This window comes from Methylobacterium sp. 142-1Y (assembly GCF_057747795.1).
Genome location: NZ_CM173224.1, coordinates 6,428,338 through 6,443,091, shown reverse-complemented (window position 1 = coordinate 6,443,091; position 14,754 = coordinate 6,428,338). Strand labels below are relative to the sequence as shown.

Here is a 14,754-nt window from a genome sequence, read left to right as displayed (position 1 = left end):
CCCAAAATGCCGCGCCACGAGGCCTGCGCCGGCTTGCCCGGCAGTCGGTCTTCCGGGTCAGCGTTCCATGCGCTGCGACTGGGGAGCGTTGGCGTCGCCGCCGCCGGCGCCGAAGAGCTTGCGCAGGAAGCCCGGAGCGATCGCCGAGAGCGGGTTGACGCTGATGTTGGGGGCGCTCATCGCGCCGGCGACCCGGAAGTTGATGCCGAACAGGCCCTCGTTGTGGCCGCCACCCAGGAGCGGGCCGAAGATCGGCACCTGGGACACCACGTTGTTGAGGCCGTAGAGCGGCACGAAGGTGCCGGAGACGTCGGTGCGGTCCTTGGCCGTGTCGATCCAGCCGCCGAGGGTGAAGCCCATCGCCGGGCCGGAGATCGCGGCCTCCGCGAAGGCGATGCGGGTGCCGGTGCGCTGGAAGGCGGCGCGCAGGCGGTCGAAGCCGACGTCGTTGGCGTCGCTGCGCCGGTCCTCGGTCTCGCCCTGGGCCAGGATCCGGCCGAGCGCCGGCTCGTTGCGCAGGGCGAAGGAGCGGACCTGCACCAGGCCCGATTGCGGCCCGTCGTTCAAGCCCATCTGCAGCGACAGGAACCCGCCCTGCATACGCTTGTAGATGTCGAGGAAGCGGAGCGCCGCGCCGGCATCGCTGGTCTCGGCGTTGAGCACCGGCGGGCTGGACCGGTCGGGCTTGGCCACCTCCAGGCTCACCCCGGCCGAGCGCAGGCGGCCCTGGATCCGGGCCTGGCGCACGTCGTCGCCGCGCAACGACAGCTTCAGGCTGGCATTGGTCATCGCCTCCTCGTTGAAGCCGGTCAGGATCGCGAAGCTGAGATCGGCCTCGATGTCGCGGGCGGACGTGTCCTTGCCGCCTTTCTTCGGCGGCGCGGTCATCGCGCGCAGGAAGGGCCGGGCATCGGCGACGCCGCCCTTGGCGGTGATGCGGTAGCCGGTGCCGGTGCGCTCGACCTGGGCGCGGATGTCGTCGCCCGGAGAGAGCTTGAGGCTGGTGAGGTCGGCCCGCTCGAAGCCGCCCTCGGGATTGAGCGAGGCGCTGCCGCGCAGCTGCACCGGGCCGGAATCGAGCGCGATGTCGCGCAGCTCGCTGCCCTGGCCGGTCTCGGTGAGGGAGAGCGTCAGGCGCCCCGGCCGGCCGGCGGCCTTGGTCCAGCCCGGGAGGAGCCCGTCGATGCTCGCCTTGCCCAGGTCGGCCTCGACCCGGATCGGAGCCTTGCCCGGCCGGCCGAACGGCACGACGAAGCGGGCATTCACCGGGCCGGCGAGAAGGGGCGCGGTCGGCAGGCCTTTCCGGGCGCGGGCCGCGTCGTCGAGGGCCATGGTCACCAGGGCCTCGCCCGGCGCCCCGGCCTTCGGCTGGTGCAGGTCGACGGTGAGCGGGGCGCCGGCGAGCCGCCCGTCGCCCTTCAGGCTGAAGCCGTTGCGGTCGTAGGCGAGCGCGAAGCGGCCGTTCTCGAGCTTCTCCTTGCCGACCAGGCGCTCGGCCGCGATATCGGTCAGCGTCCCGCTCATCACCACCGGCAGGTCGGCGATGTCGGGCACCGCCTCGAGGGAGAGCGGGAAGTCGATGCGCAGATCGGCCTGGCCGCGCAGGGTCGCCGGATCGAGTTCGGTGCCGGACAGCGAGCGGAAGAGCTTGGCTTGCATGAGCGAGGCCAGGGCGTCGGCGCCGCCGGTGAGGCGAAGCCCGATCTGCGCCGTCACGGCGTTCGGCACCGCGTCCTTGATGACGAAGGAACCGTCCTGGAGGGCGAGCGCCCGCCCGTCCGGCATCCGGATCTCGGCATTGGCGCCTCGGATGGTGGTGTTACGCCCGGTGACGAGTCCCGAGACCCGGGCGCGGGAGAGCGGCGGCGCGTCGTTGGAGATGGTGAGCCCGCCCTCGCTCACGCCGAAGGCGATCCGCACCGCCTGGTCGGGCATCGGCTCGCCGCGGGTCGCCGCGGCGAACTCGGCCATGCTCATGTCGACCAGGATGTCGAGGCTGTCGAGGCGCCCGGCGCGCAGGTTGTCGACGAGGTAGGTGCGGATCGGCGGCGCGACGTTCTCGGGCCAGAGCCTCAAGGCCGCGCGCCCGTCGGTGCGGTCGGCGGTGATGCGCAGGGTCAGGCCGCCCTCGTCGGCCTTCGTGCCGAGGGTGCCGCTGAGGGTGCCGTGCACGGCATCGCCCGACAGGGTGAGCGCGTCGACCTGCACGCCGTCGTCGCGGCCGGAGAGGCGGGCCTCGACCTTGGCGATCTTGACGGGAGCGTCGCCGGGCGCCGCGCCGCGCAAGGTCGCGTCGGTTCCCGTGAAGCCGGCCGTCCAGCGCGGCCCGGCGCCGTCGGGGCCCGCCACCCATTCGCCGGCGAGGCGCACGCGGTTGCCGGCGCCGCGATAATCGAGGGCATCGACCTTGAGGGCGCGGCGGGTCTCGTCCCAGGTGGCGTCGACCGTCACCGCCTCGATCGTGACCGGGTTGAAGTCCTTCTCCTCGATCAGCAGGTTGCCCTCGCTGGTGGTCATCCGCATCGTCATGCCGTCGAGGCGCGCGCCGTGCATCGCCACCTGGGCACGGCCGGAGAGCTTCAGGTCGGTGGTGAGCGGCAGGCGCGACTGGCCGGAGAGCAGCAGCAGGTCGGAGACCGGCAGGTCGTCGAGGGTGAGCACGCCGTGGCGGCCCCCGTCCGGCGCCTCCTCGACGTCGCCGCCGAAGCGCCAGGGCCCGTGCGGCCCGACGATGCGCATCTCGAACACCCGGGCGGGGCGCGCCGCATCGCGGTTGAACAGCCCGTCGACCCGCGGGAAGACCACGCGCTCGGCGCCCGATTCGTCGAGGAGCGTCAGGCGGGCATTGGTCAGGCGGGCGCGATCGAGGCTGCCGATCACGCCGGAGGGATCGAGCACCAGGCTCAGGATCGACGCCACGGTGGCCGAGACCGGCGAGACGGTGCCGCGGGCGGCCACCACCGCCGGCGGCGTGTGGGGTTTGGCGTCGGACGGGTCGTTGGAGGCCGCGAAGGCGATCGAGCCGTCATGATGCAGGAGCGCCCGCAATTGCAGGTCGCGGAACTCGACCGAGCGGGCCTGGACCGACAGGCCGAACAGCGACCACAGGTCGATGGCGACGACGGCGAGCGGTGCCCGCACCACGAGGTCGCCCTCGGGGTTGCGGATGTCGAGGCCCGCCGTGCGCAGGGCCAGCGCCCCGTCCCGGTCGATCTCGATGGCGCTGTCGTGCAGGCTCACGCTCCAGCCCGGGCCGAGGCGCTCGGCGATGCCCGCCGCCACCCGGGGCTCGAGCCAGGCGAAGCTCACCGGGCCGCTCGCCAGGCGCAGGTAAGCCAGGCCGAGGCCGATTCCGAGCAGGATGACGGCCGCGAGCTTGAGCAGCAGGACGCCCCGGACGCAGGTCCGCAGCAGCGACCGGGGCGCCGCCTTGATCCGCGCGGCGCAGGGGACCGGGGCCGCGTGGTCCGGCTGCGGGACGGGGTCTGGTCCTGGTGTCGCTCGGCCTGTCGTCACGCGTGCGTCGCCACTCCGGGCGCTCGCTGTCCGAGCGCCGCCATTTGATGAGGCCTCAGGCCCCCGAGCGCGCGGGTCGCGCTCCGGGGGCCTGAGGCCGCCGCCGATGATTGCCCGCTCCGGTGACCGGAGGGTAACGTTCTGCCGCTTATCCGTCGGGCGGCGCGCCGGGCCGGCCCCTCGCCCCGCGGCTCAAGTCCTGCCCGCCTCCCCTAGAGGCACACCATCAATCGGCCGAAAGGAAGGCACGATGGCGCTGAACCCGGGCGATCCCGCCCCCGACTTCTCCCTGCCGGCGACCGGCGGCGAGACCCTGAGCCTCGCCGGCCTGAAAGGGCGCAAGGCCGTCCTGTATTTCTACCCCAAGGACGACACCAGCGGCTGCACCCTGGAGGCGCAGGCCTTCAACGGGCTGCGCGACGCCTTCGCGGAGGCCGAGACCGCGGTGATCGGCGTCTCGCCGGACCCGATGAAGAGCCACGACAAGTTCCGGGAGAAGTACGCCCTGGAATTCCCCCTCGCCTCGGACGAGACGAAGGCGATGCTCGAGGCCTACGGCGTCTGGGTCGAGAAGAGCATGTACGGCCGCAAGTATATGGGCGTCGAGCGCACGACGTTCCTGATCGACCGCGACGGCACGATCGCGAAGGTGTGGCAGAAGGTGAAGGTGCCGGGCCATGCCGACGCGGTCCTGGCGGCGGCGAAGGCGCTGTGAGGCGCGCGGGCCGGCGGCGTGCGATGAGTGAGCAGCGTGTACCCCCTCATTGACAATCAAAGCGCAATTCCCCTCTCCCGTGTGAGAGAGGGACCAGGCGCGAGGGTGACACGCTTCAGTGTAAAGCCTGAACTGTCGTGCTGGCAGCTCAACGCTTTTAGCTAGAATCAGAACCGCAGCACCCTCATCTCTACCCCTCTCCCACTCGGGAGAGGGAATTCCGCGACTTATTATTTATCGGACTTCGATTTTCCAGCGCCCGGAGGACCTTGCGCGAAGGCCGGCACGAGACTGCCGCGGGACCCCGGTTCGTCTTCGCCCTTGAAACATCCTTAACCTTAACCCGCGACGGTCCCGATCAGGTTACGGACCGTCCCGATGCTCCCCTCCCGCCTCTCGTCCCTCGTCGCCTCCCTCACGTCGCCGGCCGGCCGCCCGGATCGGGTCTGGGTGGTGCGGCGCCGGACCCTGGTGCTCGCCGCCCTTGCCTTCGGGGCGCTGTCCCTGTGGGCGAGCGCGGCGACGTGGTTCATCGTCTTCCGCGACGAGGCGCTGGCGCGGTTCATGGAACGCCAGGGCGCGATGCAATACGCCTACGAGGAGCGGGTCAGCGCCCTGCGGGCCCGGCTCGACCGGGTGGCGACACAGAAGCTCCTGGAGCAGGACGGGGTCGAGACGCGGCTCGCCGACCTCGCCGGCCGGCAGGTGGCGCTGGAGGGCCGGCAAGCGATGCTGATGGGGCTGGCCGAGCAGGCCGGCGGCCCGAGCGCGATGGGCGAGGACGGCATGGGAGGGTCGGCCGCGGGATTGGCCACGTCTTGGCCGGCCCGCGACGCCAGGACCGTGCCCTCGGCGATGTCTTACGCCCCGCTGCCCGCGCCTCCCCCGCTCCCTGCGCCGACGCCCGAGTCGCTCGGCCTGCGCACGGAGGCCGACAGTCTCGCGCCTGCCCTCTCGCCCGCCCCCTCCCCCGGGGTGAGCCTGCGGATGGCGACCCTGGAACACGCCCTCGACGGGCTGGAGGCGCGCCAGAGCCTGGCGGTCGGCCGCCTCGCCGCGAGTAGCCGCAGCGAGGCGGCCCGCCTGCGGATGATCGTGGCCGAGACCGGGCTCGATGCGCGGCGCTTCGCCGCGCCCCACGGCGGCGGCATCGGCGGCCCGCTGGTGCCGGCCGGCTCGGGCCCGTTCGAGACCGCCGTGCTCCAGGCCGAGCGCGACCTCGGCGAGCGCGACAGTTTGAGGAAGATCGTCGGCGCGATGCCGCTGCGGCGGCCGATGGCGACCGATCACGGACTGTCCAGCACTTTCGGCTACCGGTCGGACCCATTCACCCGCGGCCTCGCCCTCCATACCGGCATCGACCTGCGCGGCGAGTACGGCGCCCCGGCCCGGGCCACCGCCGCCGGCACGGTGACGCAGGCGGATTTTGCGGGCGGCTACGGCAACATGGTCGAGGTCGATCACGGCCACGGCCTCGTCACCCGCTACGCCCATCTCTCGGCGATCACGGTGGCGCCCGGTCAGAGCGTGGCGGCGGGGCAGATGGTCGGCCGGGTCGGCTCGACCGGCCGCTCCACCGGCACGCACCTGCATTACGAGACCCGGATCGACGGCGAGCCGGTCGACCCCCAGCGCTTCCTGCGGGCGGGCGCACGGCTGGCGTCGCGCTGATCTCGAAGTCCCTCGAGCGGGGGATATCGATCGATCCGGCAGATACGTCGACATCTCTCCACGTCATCCCGGGGCTCGTCGAAGACGAGAACCCGGGATCCATAACCGCTGACGATTCAGGACAGGACGACCAGCGTTCCGCTTCATCCTGAACCCTCAGCGGTTATGGATCCCGGGTTCCGCTTTCGCGGCCCCGGGATGACATCGAGGGTTCCAATTCGGTCGGCCAACTCGAACGGGCTCTTCGCGAGAGCCTTAACCGCCCACCGTCTCGACCGGGGCATCGCCCGTCGCCGGGACGGGCGCGGCGTCCTCCCCGGCAGCGTCGCGCCGGCCCTCCAGCTCGGCCCGCAGCTCGCGCTCGGCGAGGAGCCAGAACTGGATCTCGTAGCCGTCCGGGCGGTGGTTGCGCTCCCAGATGTCGTAGGCGCGGGCCCGGATCGCCGCCAGGGGTATCTCACGCATCACCGATGACCTCCTCCCACGCCGGCCCGCCAGGTGCCGGGGGCCGGCTCAACGGGGCTCCTATACCGTGGGTCGGTATCGCTGTCGCGACGGAACGGCAGCGCCGGAGCAACCTTCGCGCTCCGGCGACAACCTATGTTGGTCCGGACGATCCCGGATCCGACGTCAGACCAGCCGGCTCTGCTCGATCGCCGCGGCGACGAAGCTCTGGAACAGCGGATGCGGCTCGAACGGCCGCGACTTCAGCTCCGGATGGAACTGCACGCCGATGAACCAGGGATGGCCCACCACCTCGACGGTCTCGGGGAGCAAGCCATCCGGCGACAGGCCGGCGAAGCGCATGCCCTTGGCCTCCAGCCGCTCGCGATAGGCCATGTTGACCTCGTAGCGGTGGCGGTGGCGCTCGGCGATGCGGGTGCCGCCGTAGATCCTGGCGATCTGCGAATCCGGCTCCAGGGCCGCGGTGTAGGAGCCGAGCCGCATCGTGCCGCCGAGGTCGCCCTCGGCGATGCGGCGCTCCAGTTCGTTGCCGCGCATCCACTCGGTGAGAAGACCCACCACCGGCTCCGGCGTCGGGCCGAACTCGGTCGAGTTGGCATCCGCGATGCCGGCGAGCGAGCGGGCCGCCTCGACCACCGCCATCTGCATGCCGAAGCAGATGCCGAAATACGGGATCTTGCGCTCGCGGGCGTAGCGGGCGGCGCGGATCTTCCCCTCGGCGCCACGCTGGCCGAAGCCGCCCGGCACCAGGATGCCGTTGAGGCCCTCCAGGAACGGCGCCGGGTCCTCGCGCTCGAACACCTCGGACTCGATCCACTCCAGGTTGACCTTGACCCGGTTGGCGATGCCGCCGTGGCTCAGCGCCTCGATCAGCGACTTGTAGGCGTCCTTGAGGCCCGTGTACTTGCCGACGATGGCGATCGAGACCTCGCCCTCCGGGCTCTTGATCCGGCCGACGATGTCGCGCCAGCGGTCGAGCTTCGGCTCGGGTCCGGTCTCGAGGCCGAAATGCGCCAGCACCTCGCGGTCCAGGCCCTCTTCCTTGTAGGAGAGCGGCACCTCGTAGATCGTGCCGACGTCCCGCGCCTCGATGACGGCCGATTCACGCACGTTGCAGAACTGGGCGAGCTTGCGGCGCTCCTCGCGGGGGATCGCGCGGTCGCAGCGGCAGAGCAGGATGTCGGGCTGGATGCCGATCGAGCGCAGTTCCGCCACCGAGTGCTGGGTCGGCTTGGTCTTCAATTCGCCGGCCGACGGGATGTAGGGCAGGAGCGTCAGGTGGACGTAGGCGCAGGTGCCGCGGGGCAGTTCCTGGCCGAGCTGGCGGATCGCCTCGAAGAACGGCAGGCCCTCGATGTCGCCGACGGTGCCGCCGATCTCGACCAGCACGAAGTCGTAGGCGTCGTTGCCGTCGAGGACGAATTCCTTGATGGCGTTGGTGACGTGCGGGATCACCTGGATGGTGGCGCCGAGATAGTCGCCCCGGCGCTCCTTGGTGATGATGTCGAGGTAGATCCGGCCGGTGGTGATGTTGTCGGCCCGCGTCGCCGGCACGCCGGTGAAGCGTTCGTAATGGCCGAGATCGAGGTCGGTCTCGGCGCCGTCGTCGGTGACGAAGACCTCGCCGTGCTGCGTCGGGCTCATCGTGCCCGGATCGACGTTGAGGTAGGGGTCCAGCTTGCGCAGGCGGACCTTGTAGCCGCGGGCCTGGAGCAGGGCCGCGAGGGCGGCGGAAGCGAGACCCTTGCCGAGCGAGGAGACCACGCCGCCGGTGATGAAAACATACCGCGTCATGGGACTTGCTCCATACACAGGCGTGGCCGGGTTGCCAAACGCCGCCAGCACAACAGGGTCATGTCCGGACGGCAAGGCCGACCGGACTCACAGGATTCTTTTGGGAGAGAGGGGCGGCGCGGATGCGCCGCCGGTCTTTCCGCGCAGATCAGCGCGACTGGGGTGCCGCGGGGGCGGCCGGCGCGGCGGGCGCCGCCGGAGTGGCCGGAGCGGAGCCTTGGGTCGCCGGCGCATCGCCCTGCTGCTGGCGCAGCTGATCGAGGACGTTGCCGGCCGGGGGCGCGCCGGTCTGCCCCGCCGGGGCCTTGGTGCCGGCGCCGTCGAAGATCGAGCGCGGGCCGGCGCCCCGGTGCGACATGATCGCCAGCACCATGCTGGTGGCGAAGAACAGGGCGGCCAGGATCGCGGTGGCGCGGGTGAGCGCGTTGGCCTGGCCGCGGCCGGTCATGAAACCCTGCGTGCCGCCCCCGCCGCCGAGGCCGAGGCCGCCCTCGGAGCGCTGCAGCAGCACCACGCCGATCAGGGCGAGGACGATGATCAGGTGGACGACGATCAGGACGGTCTGCATCGGGCTTCCGGGCCGGCCCTCGACGGGCCGCCAACGTGGCAACGGCCGGCACGCGGAACGCGCCCGGGCCTCCAATTCCGGGCGCTCCTATACGAGATATGCGCCGGAGCCAAGGGTGGAGGGTGGAATGGAGGGGAAGAAGACACAGTCTGGCGCCGCGGTATAATCCTCCCCCCTCTGCGGGGGAGGGTGCCCGGCGGAGCCGGGCGGGAGAGGGGACGCCGCTTCCGGATGAGGCGGAACCGCTCTGACGGGCGTCCTCTGAATCAGCGTCGCGCTGCCCCTCTCTCGGCCTGCTCCGCAGAGGGGGAGGGGGAGGGGGCCGTGGCGCCTCACCCCCGCGCCGGGAACCCTTCCTCGAACCGCACCGCCTCGCCCCGCGACGGCTCGGTGAGCGCGCCCTCCCACATCACCGCCTGGCCCCGCACCACCGTGCCGACCGGCCAGCCGGTGACCTCGCGGCCGTCATGGGGCGTCCAGCCGCATTTGGAGGCGATCCAGGCATTGGTGATGGTCTCGCGGCGCTTCAGGTCGACCACCGTCACGTCGGCATCGTAGCCCACCGCGAGCCGGCCTTTCCGGGCGATGCCGAAAGTGCGCTTCGGGCCGGCGCTGGTGAGATCGACGAAGCGTTGCAACGAGAGCCGGCCCGCGGCGACGTGGTCGAGCATCACCGGCACCAGGGTCTGCACGCCGGTCATGCCCGAGGGCGAATCCGGGTAGACCTTCCGCTTCTCCTCCAGGGTGTGGGGCGCATGGTCGGAGCCGAGCACGTCGGCCACACCCTGCGACAGGCCCCACCACAGCCCGTCGCGGTGGTCCGCCCCCCGCACCGGCGGGTTCATCTGGACGAGCGTGCCGAGACGGGCATAGGCCTCGTCCCCGTCGAGCGTCAGGTGATGGGGGGTCAGCTCGCAGGTGGCGACGTCCTTGTGCTGGCTGAGATACCGCATCTCCTCCTTGGTGGAGATGTGCAGGATGTGGATGCGCGCTCCCGTCTCGCGGGCGATGCGCACCAGGCGCTCGGTGGCCTTCAGCGCGGCCTCCGGCGAGCGCCAGACCGGGTGCGAGGACGGATCGCCCGGCACCCGCAGGCCCTTGCGATCGCGTAGCATCGCCTCGTCCTCGGCGTGGAAGGCCGAGCGGCGGCGGGTGCGCTTCAGGATCTCGGTGATGCCGGCATCGTCCTCGACGAGGAGCGAGCCGGTGGAGGAGCCGATGAACACCTTGATCCCGGCCGCCCCCGGCAGGCGCTCCAGCTCGGCGACATCCTTGGCGTTCTCGTGCGTGCCGCCGACCCAGAACGCGAAGTCGCAATGCATCCGGTGATGGGCGCGCTTCAGCTTGTCGTCGAGGGCGCCCGGATCGGTCGTCTGCGGCACGGTGTTGGGCATCTCGAACACCGTGGTCACGCCGCCCATCACGGCGGCGCGCGATCCCGTCTCCAGGTCCTCCTTGTGGTCGAGGCCCGGCTCGCGGAAATGCACCTGGCTGTCGATCACGCCGGGCAGGAGGTGCAGGCCGCGGCAATCGAGGGTGCGGCCGGCCGACGCCTGCGACAGGTCGCCGAGGGCGGCGACGCGCCCGGCCGTGACGCCGATATCGGCCAGACCCTCGCCGTCGTGGTTGACCACGGTGCCGCCGCGCAGGAGGAGGTCGAAGCTCTGGCTCATCGGTCGCATTCCTCGTTCGCCCCTGGACCGCGATTGAGGGCCGGGCGCAGGCGGCTTATGTCAGCCCCGCCCGCGGTTCAAGCAAAGGACCCCCGATGCCGCTTGCTCTCCTGCCGGACCGCGCCGTCGTGGCGGTCACCGGCCCCGACGCGCCGAGCTTCCTCCAGGGTCTCCTGACCTGCAACGTCGAGACGCTGCCGGCGGGCGAAGCCCGGCTCGGCGCGCTCCTCAGCCCGCAGGGCAAGATCCTGTTCGATTTCCTGGTCTGCCGCGCACCCGACGGCTTCCACCTCGATGTCGCCCGCGAGAAGGCGCCCGATCTCCTCAAGCGCCTGACGCTCTACAAGTTGCGGGCGAACGTGACGGTCGAGGCGCTGCCGCTCGCCGTGGCGGCGGGATGGGGCATGGAGCCCCCCTCCCCGTCCTTACGCGACGGCCGCCTCGCCGACCTCGGCTGGCGCCTCCACGCAGCGGAGTTTCCGGCGGCCGATGCCGATGCCGCAGCCTATGCGACCCACCGCATCGGCCTCGGCGTGCCCGAGGGCGGGACCGATTTCCCCTTCGGCGACGCCTTCCCGCACGAGGCGCTGATGGACCAGCTCGGCGGGGTCGACTTCAAGAAGGGCTGCTATGTTGGCCAGGAGGTGGTGTCGCGCATGCAGCACCGCGGCACCGCCCGCACCCGCATCGTGCCGGTGGTCTATCGCGACGGGGAGGCCGGCCCGGCGGGCGAGCCGGTGACGGCCGGCGACCGGAGCCTCGGCCAGACCGGCGGCGGGGCCGGGTCGCGCGGGCTGGCGATGCTGCGGATCGACCGCCTCGGCGAGGCGCTGGCGGCGGGGGAGACGGTACGGGCCGGCGGGCGGGTGGTCGCGGTCGAGAAGCCGGGTTTTGCGACGTTTGCGTGGCCTGTACCTGTAGACGGGTAGCAGACATAATTTTTCCTGCAAATATAAAATTGTAGCGATCATCCCCTGGCAAAGCTGGGGGTTTTAGAAACGATCCGCTCACGGTGCTGCACCTGAGCAACATCCTATTTGATTCGATACATCTATACTAAAAATAAATCCAACTTTTGAATCTTGGCGGCTTGCAAATCCCTCATCATTTGAGAGAAAGCGTAAGCCGTGACGTCGATCCGTGCCTGCCGTTGCAAAGATCGCCGCTCACGGCATCGGATGCTGTCCACAAAAATACTTCATGACCCGTTAAATCGCTACTGACAACCCAGCAAATCTGATTTTTTCTATCATGATAATAAGTATTTCAATATCGATTTATCTGTATAGCAATAAACAAAGACCAAATTTCTCTTTTTAAAGAAATTATATTCATGAGATTTCTTGCATTATTGTGAACATTAGAAAGTAAACATGTAAGAACATTGACAAGCCATGGAAATGTTTTATAAACAATCACGCACATATGGTCCGGGCGATAAAGCATCTCGGAGGACTGCAGGTATGTTTTTCTGATTGGTCGCCCTACCGATCTTTGCTTCCACCTGCTACGCTTCAGTTTTAGGCGCCAAGGAGCTGAATACCTCTCAGATATCATTAATTCGAGAAACGGTTACAAATATTTGTAATACGGTTAGTGGTGCAAAGGGGCTAAAAACAGAAGCTCAGATTGCAGGTGATGTCAAAGCTCAGTTAGGAGGTTTGGCCGGAAAACTGGCAACCGCTGGATTGGAAGGCCAGACATCAATTCGCCGCGACGCTTTCGAAGGGTTGTCCCAAGAAGCAACGGCTGAGGCCCTGCAAGGAGATCGCCTTTGCAGAGAGCGATTATTTGTGATAATGTTTGACACTACCAACAGAGAAATAAACAACATACCACATAACATCGTAAACAAGCCGCAGCTCAACGAGCCGAGCGCAAGAGACTCGTTCGTTGGGGAGTGGGTTGGAACCGTGATATGCCAAAACGATAAAAATTTTTTGATAACCCTCGACATCAAGAAACAGAACGGGGACACAGCTTCTGGCACCGCGGATTGGCGCGGCCATCTTTCAGGAGGTGCGGGATTTGTAATTACCCAGGGGGTATTTTTCGGCACGCGCGTTTTCCGCCCCCCCCTCTTTCACTTGGAGGGGGGGTTGCTCAGGCGGTGATGGTCGCGAGCAGGGTGGTGAAGGGCGTGGCCTTGGTCCGGAGGGCGGCGGTGGCGACGACGGTGCGCACGTCTGCCTCGCCTTTGGCCGCCCACATCGCCCGATAGCCGTTTGTCACCTTGCGCTGGACCACGGCCGGCCGGAGGTCGCGCTCGCAGGCGTTGTTGGTCACGTCGACCTTCCCCGGGAAGGCCACGAAGGTCAGGAGCTGGTCGCGCGCCCGCTGCATCCGGGTCTGGAGCGCTCGGGTGAGGTCGCAGGTGGCGGGCACCTTCAGGAGGGCGTCGAGATCCCCCTCCAACTCGCGCCGTTTGCGCGCCAGGGTCGAGGCGGCCAACGCGGTCAGCCGGCGGGCGAGCCCGAAGGCGTTGTCGAGCCACCACTTGAACCGCAGGGCGAGCAGGTCGTCGCTGGCTTCGGCTGCATAGGCCACGTCGCGGGCGAGGTGCGCCAGGCAGGTCTGCTGGCGCTCGCCGTGTCCCTGCTGGGCCGAGTACCGGTCCGAGAGCCACACCAAAGGCCGGTGCCCGGCCATCACCTCGCCGACGACAGCAGCAGACCGGCTCGGGGCGGCGTGATGCACCACCGCCTCCTCGCAGCGGAACACCCAGTGCCAGCTGTTGGTGCCCTCGATCCGCACCCCGGTCTCGTCCGAGGCCACCACCGGCGCCTGCCGCAGACGCGCCAGCGCCGCGTCCCGGCCCCCGGCAAAGCAGCCTTGGGCGCGCCGCAGCACGTTCATCAGCCCGCCCTGGCTGAGCTTCAGCCCGAACAGGTCCGACAACGCCGCCTGCAACCGTTCGTAGGACAGCGCCTGGAAGGTCTTCAGGTAGGTCGCCACCGCGTGCAGCCGCGACCCGAAGGGTGTCGCGTCGGCTCCCGCCGGGCGTCGGGCGGCGACCCGGGTCCGGCAGGCCGGGCAGGTCACGCACAGGCGCCGGTGCTGCTCCACCACCGGGCGAACCAGCGGCAGGTCGATCCGCTCGTGCACGCTGACGACCTCGGCCGGAAGGTCGGCCGGCAGTGGTTCGCCGCACGACGAGCAGGCGCAGGGCCGATGCTCCACCACCTGATCCGGATCCGGGGTCAGCGCCCGCTTGTGGCCCTCATGCCCGGGCTTGGCCCCGCCGGGACGGGACTTCTCCCGCCTCTCCTTGCGATCCGTGGCCGGCGGCTTGGACGAGGTGCGCGAGGTCTTCTCCGGCCGGTGCAGCTTCAGCACCAGCTCGATCAGTTCCTCCTTGCTCAGGCGCTCCAAATCGCTGCGGCTCATCCCGACAGGGAATCAGCCAAACCATCAGACGGCAAGGGGGGGCGACATGACACCTAAGCCGCGACCGAGCCGCCCGTCACGGCACCCCCCTGGGTAATTACCGGGATTTAGGCTGGTGCCGGATCCAAGTCTCAAAGGAACGCCATCGTATATCTATATTCCGAACAGACCAGATGTATATTCATATAAATTTACCAGAATCAACAAAGACAAACTCGTTGGCCAGTCGACAGGATCTGAAAAATGCGACATTATATTGGAGAGATAAATCGACAACTACAATTTCTTCAACGGCGTGAATTTGATTGTCGCATCAAGTAAATCCACCGACTTGACCTCATACGTCATCGAGCGTCGAATTTAGTGCACGCTCGATGAAACTAATCTTTCATCCCAAGTTTCTTGTTCGCCTCCGCATGCTCGGGCCACGCCGCTCTGAGCACGAACACCCGGATCGCCGAGGACAGATTCTGCTCGCCCCGCTCCGCATCGATCCGCCCGACCAGCGCCTGGACCGAAAGCCCCCGCGCCACGGCGAGCTGGCGCAACGCCTCCCAGAACGCCGCCTCGAGCGACACGCTGGTGCGGTGGCCGGCGATGACGAGGGAGCGCTTGAGCAACCCGCCCTCGGGCAGGGCGCCCGACGGCGGATCGCCAGCGAGGCTCATGCCTCGCCGTCGGGGGTCTTCAGCCGGTGGCCCTCGTGCCGGGCGGTCTCCAGGCTCTTGCGGGCCTCCTCGCGGGTCTTCGCCGCCTTCGGGCGGCCGAAGACGACGCGGTTCTCCACCGCCTGGGCCTCCTTGGCGGCCCGCTCGCGGGCCTTGCGGACCTGCTTCAGGTTGATGATCTCGGCCATGACCCGATCCTCCGCGCCCCCGCCACCCTGAGAGCATTTTCCGACGAAGTGGAGACCGGTTCGTCGTAGAAAATGCGGCACAATCAAAAACCTAGAGAGCGTCGCGATG

The 14,754-nt window shown here is 68.8% G+C and carries 12 protein-coding genes; 4 read left to right on the top strand and 8 right to left on the bottom strand.

Annotated features, from left to right (window positions below):
• Window positions 1–57 precede the first annotated feature (57 nt).
• Complete coding sequence (locus tag AC3AOF_RS29500; RefSeq protein ID WP_442919334.1) at window positions 58–3,435, bottom strand: YhdP family protein; 3,378 nt, start codon at window positions 3,433–3,435, stop codon at window positions 58–60.
• 331 nt (window positions 3,436–3,766) lie between these two features.
• On the opposite strand from AC3AOF_RS29500, the gene bcp reads away from it, so the two are divergent.
• Together bcp and AC3AOF_RS29490 are read left to right on the top strand one after the other, a co-directional pair.
• Window positions 3,767–4,231: a thioredoxin-dependent thiol peroxidase gene (gene bcp, locus AC3AOF_RS29495; RefSeq protein WP_236987486.1), complete on the top strand. Its 465-nt coding sequence runs from the start codon at window positions 3,767–3,769 to the stop codon at window positions 4,229–4,231.
• 378 nt (window positions 4,232–4,609) lie between these two features.
• Complete coding sequence (locus AC3AOF_RS29490) at window positions 4,610–5,902, top strand: M23 family metallopeptidase (protein ID WP_488347273.1); 1,293 nt, start codon at window positions 4,610–4,612, stop codon at window positions 5,900–5,902.
• Window positions 5,903–6,157: 255 nt separating this feature from the next.
• Here the strand turns inward: AC3AOF_RS29490 and AC3AOF_RS29485 are convergent, their stop codons facing one another.
• The 4 genes from AC3AOF_RS29485 to AC3AOF_RS29470 all read right to left on the bottom strand — a co-directional run bounded on the left by AC3AOF_RS29485 (window position 6,158) and on the right by AC3AOF_RS29470 (window position 10,402).
• The gene (locus tag AC3AOF_RS29485; protein ID WP_236987487.1) at window positions 6,158–6,367 is read right to left on the bottom strand and encodes a DUF2934 domain-containing protein; all 210 of its coding nucleotides are present in this window, start codon (window positions 6,365–6,367) and stop codon (window positions 6,158–6,160) included.
• Between the two features lie 165 nt (window positions 6,368–6,532).
• Entirely contained in the window at window positions 6,533–8,161 is a 1,629-nt protein-coding gene (gene pyrG, locus AC3AOF_RS29480) for a CTP synthase (protein ID WP_488347272.1), read from the bottom strand.
• Window positions 8,162–8,309: 148 nt separating this feature from the next.
• Window positions 8,310–8,729, bottom strand: a complete 420-nt coding sequence (gene secG, locus AC3AOF_RS29475) for a preprotein translocase subunit SecG (RefSeq protein WP_236987489.1) — start codon at window positions 8,727–8,729, stop codon at window positions 8,310–8,312.
• Between the two features lie 332 nt (window positions 8,730–9,061).
• Window positions 9,062–10,402, bottom strand: a complete 1,341-nt coding sequence (locus AC3AOF_RS29470; protein WP_236987490.1) for a dihydroorotase — start codon at window positions 10,400–10,402, stop codon at window positions 9,062–9,064.
• 95 nt (window positions 10,403–10,497) lie between these two features.
• On the opposite strand from AC3AOF_RS29470, the gene ygfZ reads away from it, so the two are divergent.
• Together ygfZ and AC3AOF_RS29460 are read left to right on the top strand one after the other, a co-directional pair.
• Entirely contained in the window at window positions 10,498–11,331 is an 834-nt protein-coding gene (gene ygfZ, locus AC3AOF_RS29465; protein ID WP_236987491.1) for a CAF17-like 4Fe-4S cluster assembly/insertion protein YgfZ, read from the top strand.
• Between the two features lie 546 nt (window positions 11,332–11,877).
• Window positions 11,878–12,516 (top strand): hypothetical protein, encoded by a 639-nt coding sequence (locus AC3AOF_RS29460; RefSeq protein WP_488347271.1) that lies wholly within the window; start codon window positions 11,878–11,880, stop codon window positions 12,514–12,516.
• Here the strand turns inward: AC3AOF_RS29460 and tnpC are convergent.
• The 3 genes from tnpC to AC3AOF_RS29445 form a co-directional block, all read right to left on the bottom strand.
• Window positions 12,506–13,789: an IS66 family transposase gene (gene tnpC, locus AC3AOF_RS29455; protein ID WP_236993540.1), complete on the bottom strand. Its 1,284-nt coding sequence runs from the start codon at window positions 13,787–13,789 to the stop codon at window positions 12,506–12,508. The two genes, AC3AOF_RS29460 and tnpC, sit on opposite strands and share 11 nt — an antisense overlap.
• Before the next feature lie 380 nt (window positions 13,790–14,169).
• On the bottom strand, window positions 14,170–14,457 hold the full coding sequence (locus tag AC3AOF_RS29450) for a ribbon-helix-helix domain-containing protein (protein WP_488347270.1): 288 nt from the start codon (window positions 14,455–14,457) through the stop codon (window positions 14,170–14,172).
• Window positions 14,454–14,645, bottom strand: coding sequence for a DUF4169 family protein (locus tag AC3AOF_RS29445; RefSeq protein ID WP_203155617.1), 192 nt, complete (start codon window positions 14,643–14,645; stop codon window positions 14,454–14,456). The genes AC3AOF_RS29450 and AC3AOF_RS29445 overlap by 4 nt, the downstream gene beginning before the upstream one ends.
• Window positions 14,646–14,754: the final 109 nt, after the last annotated feature.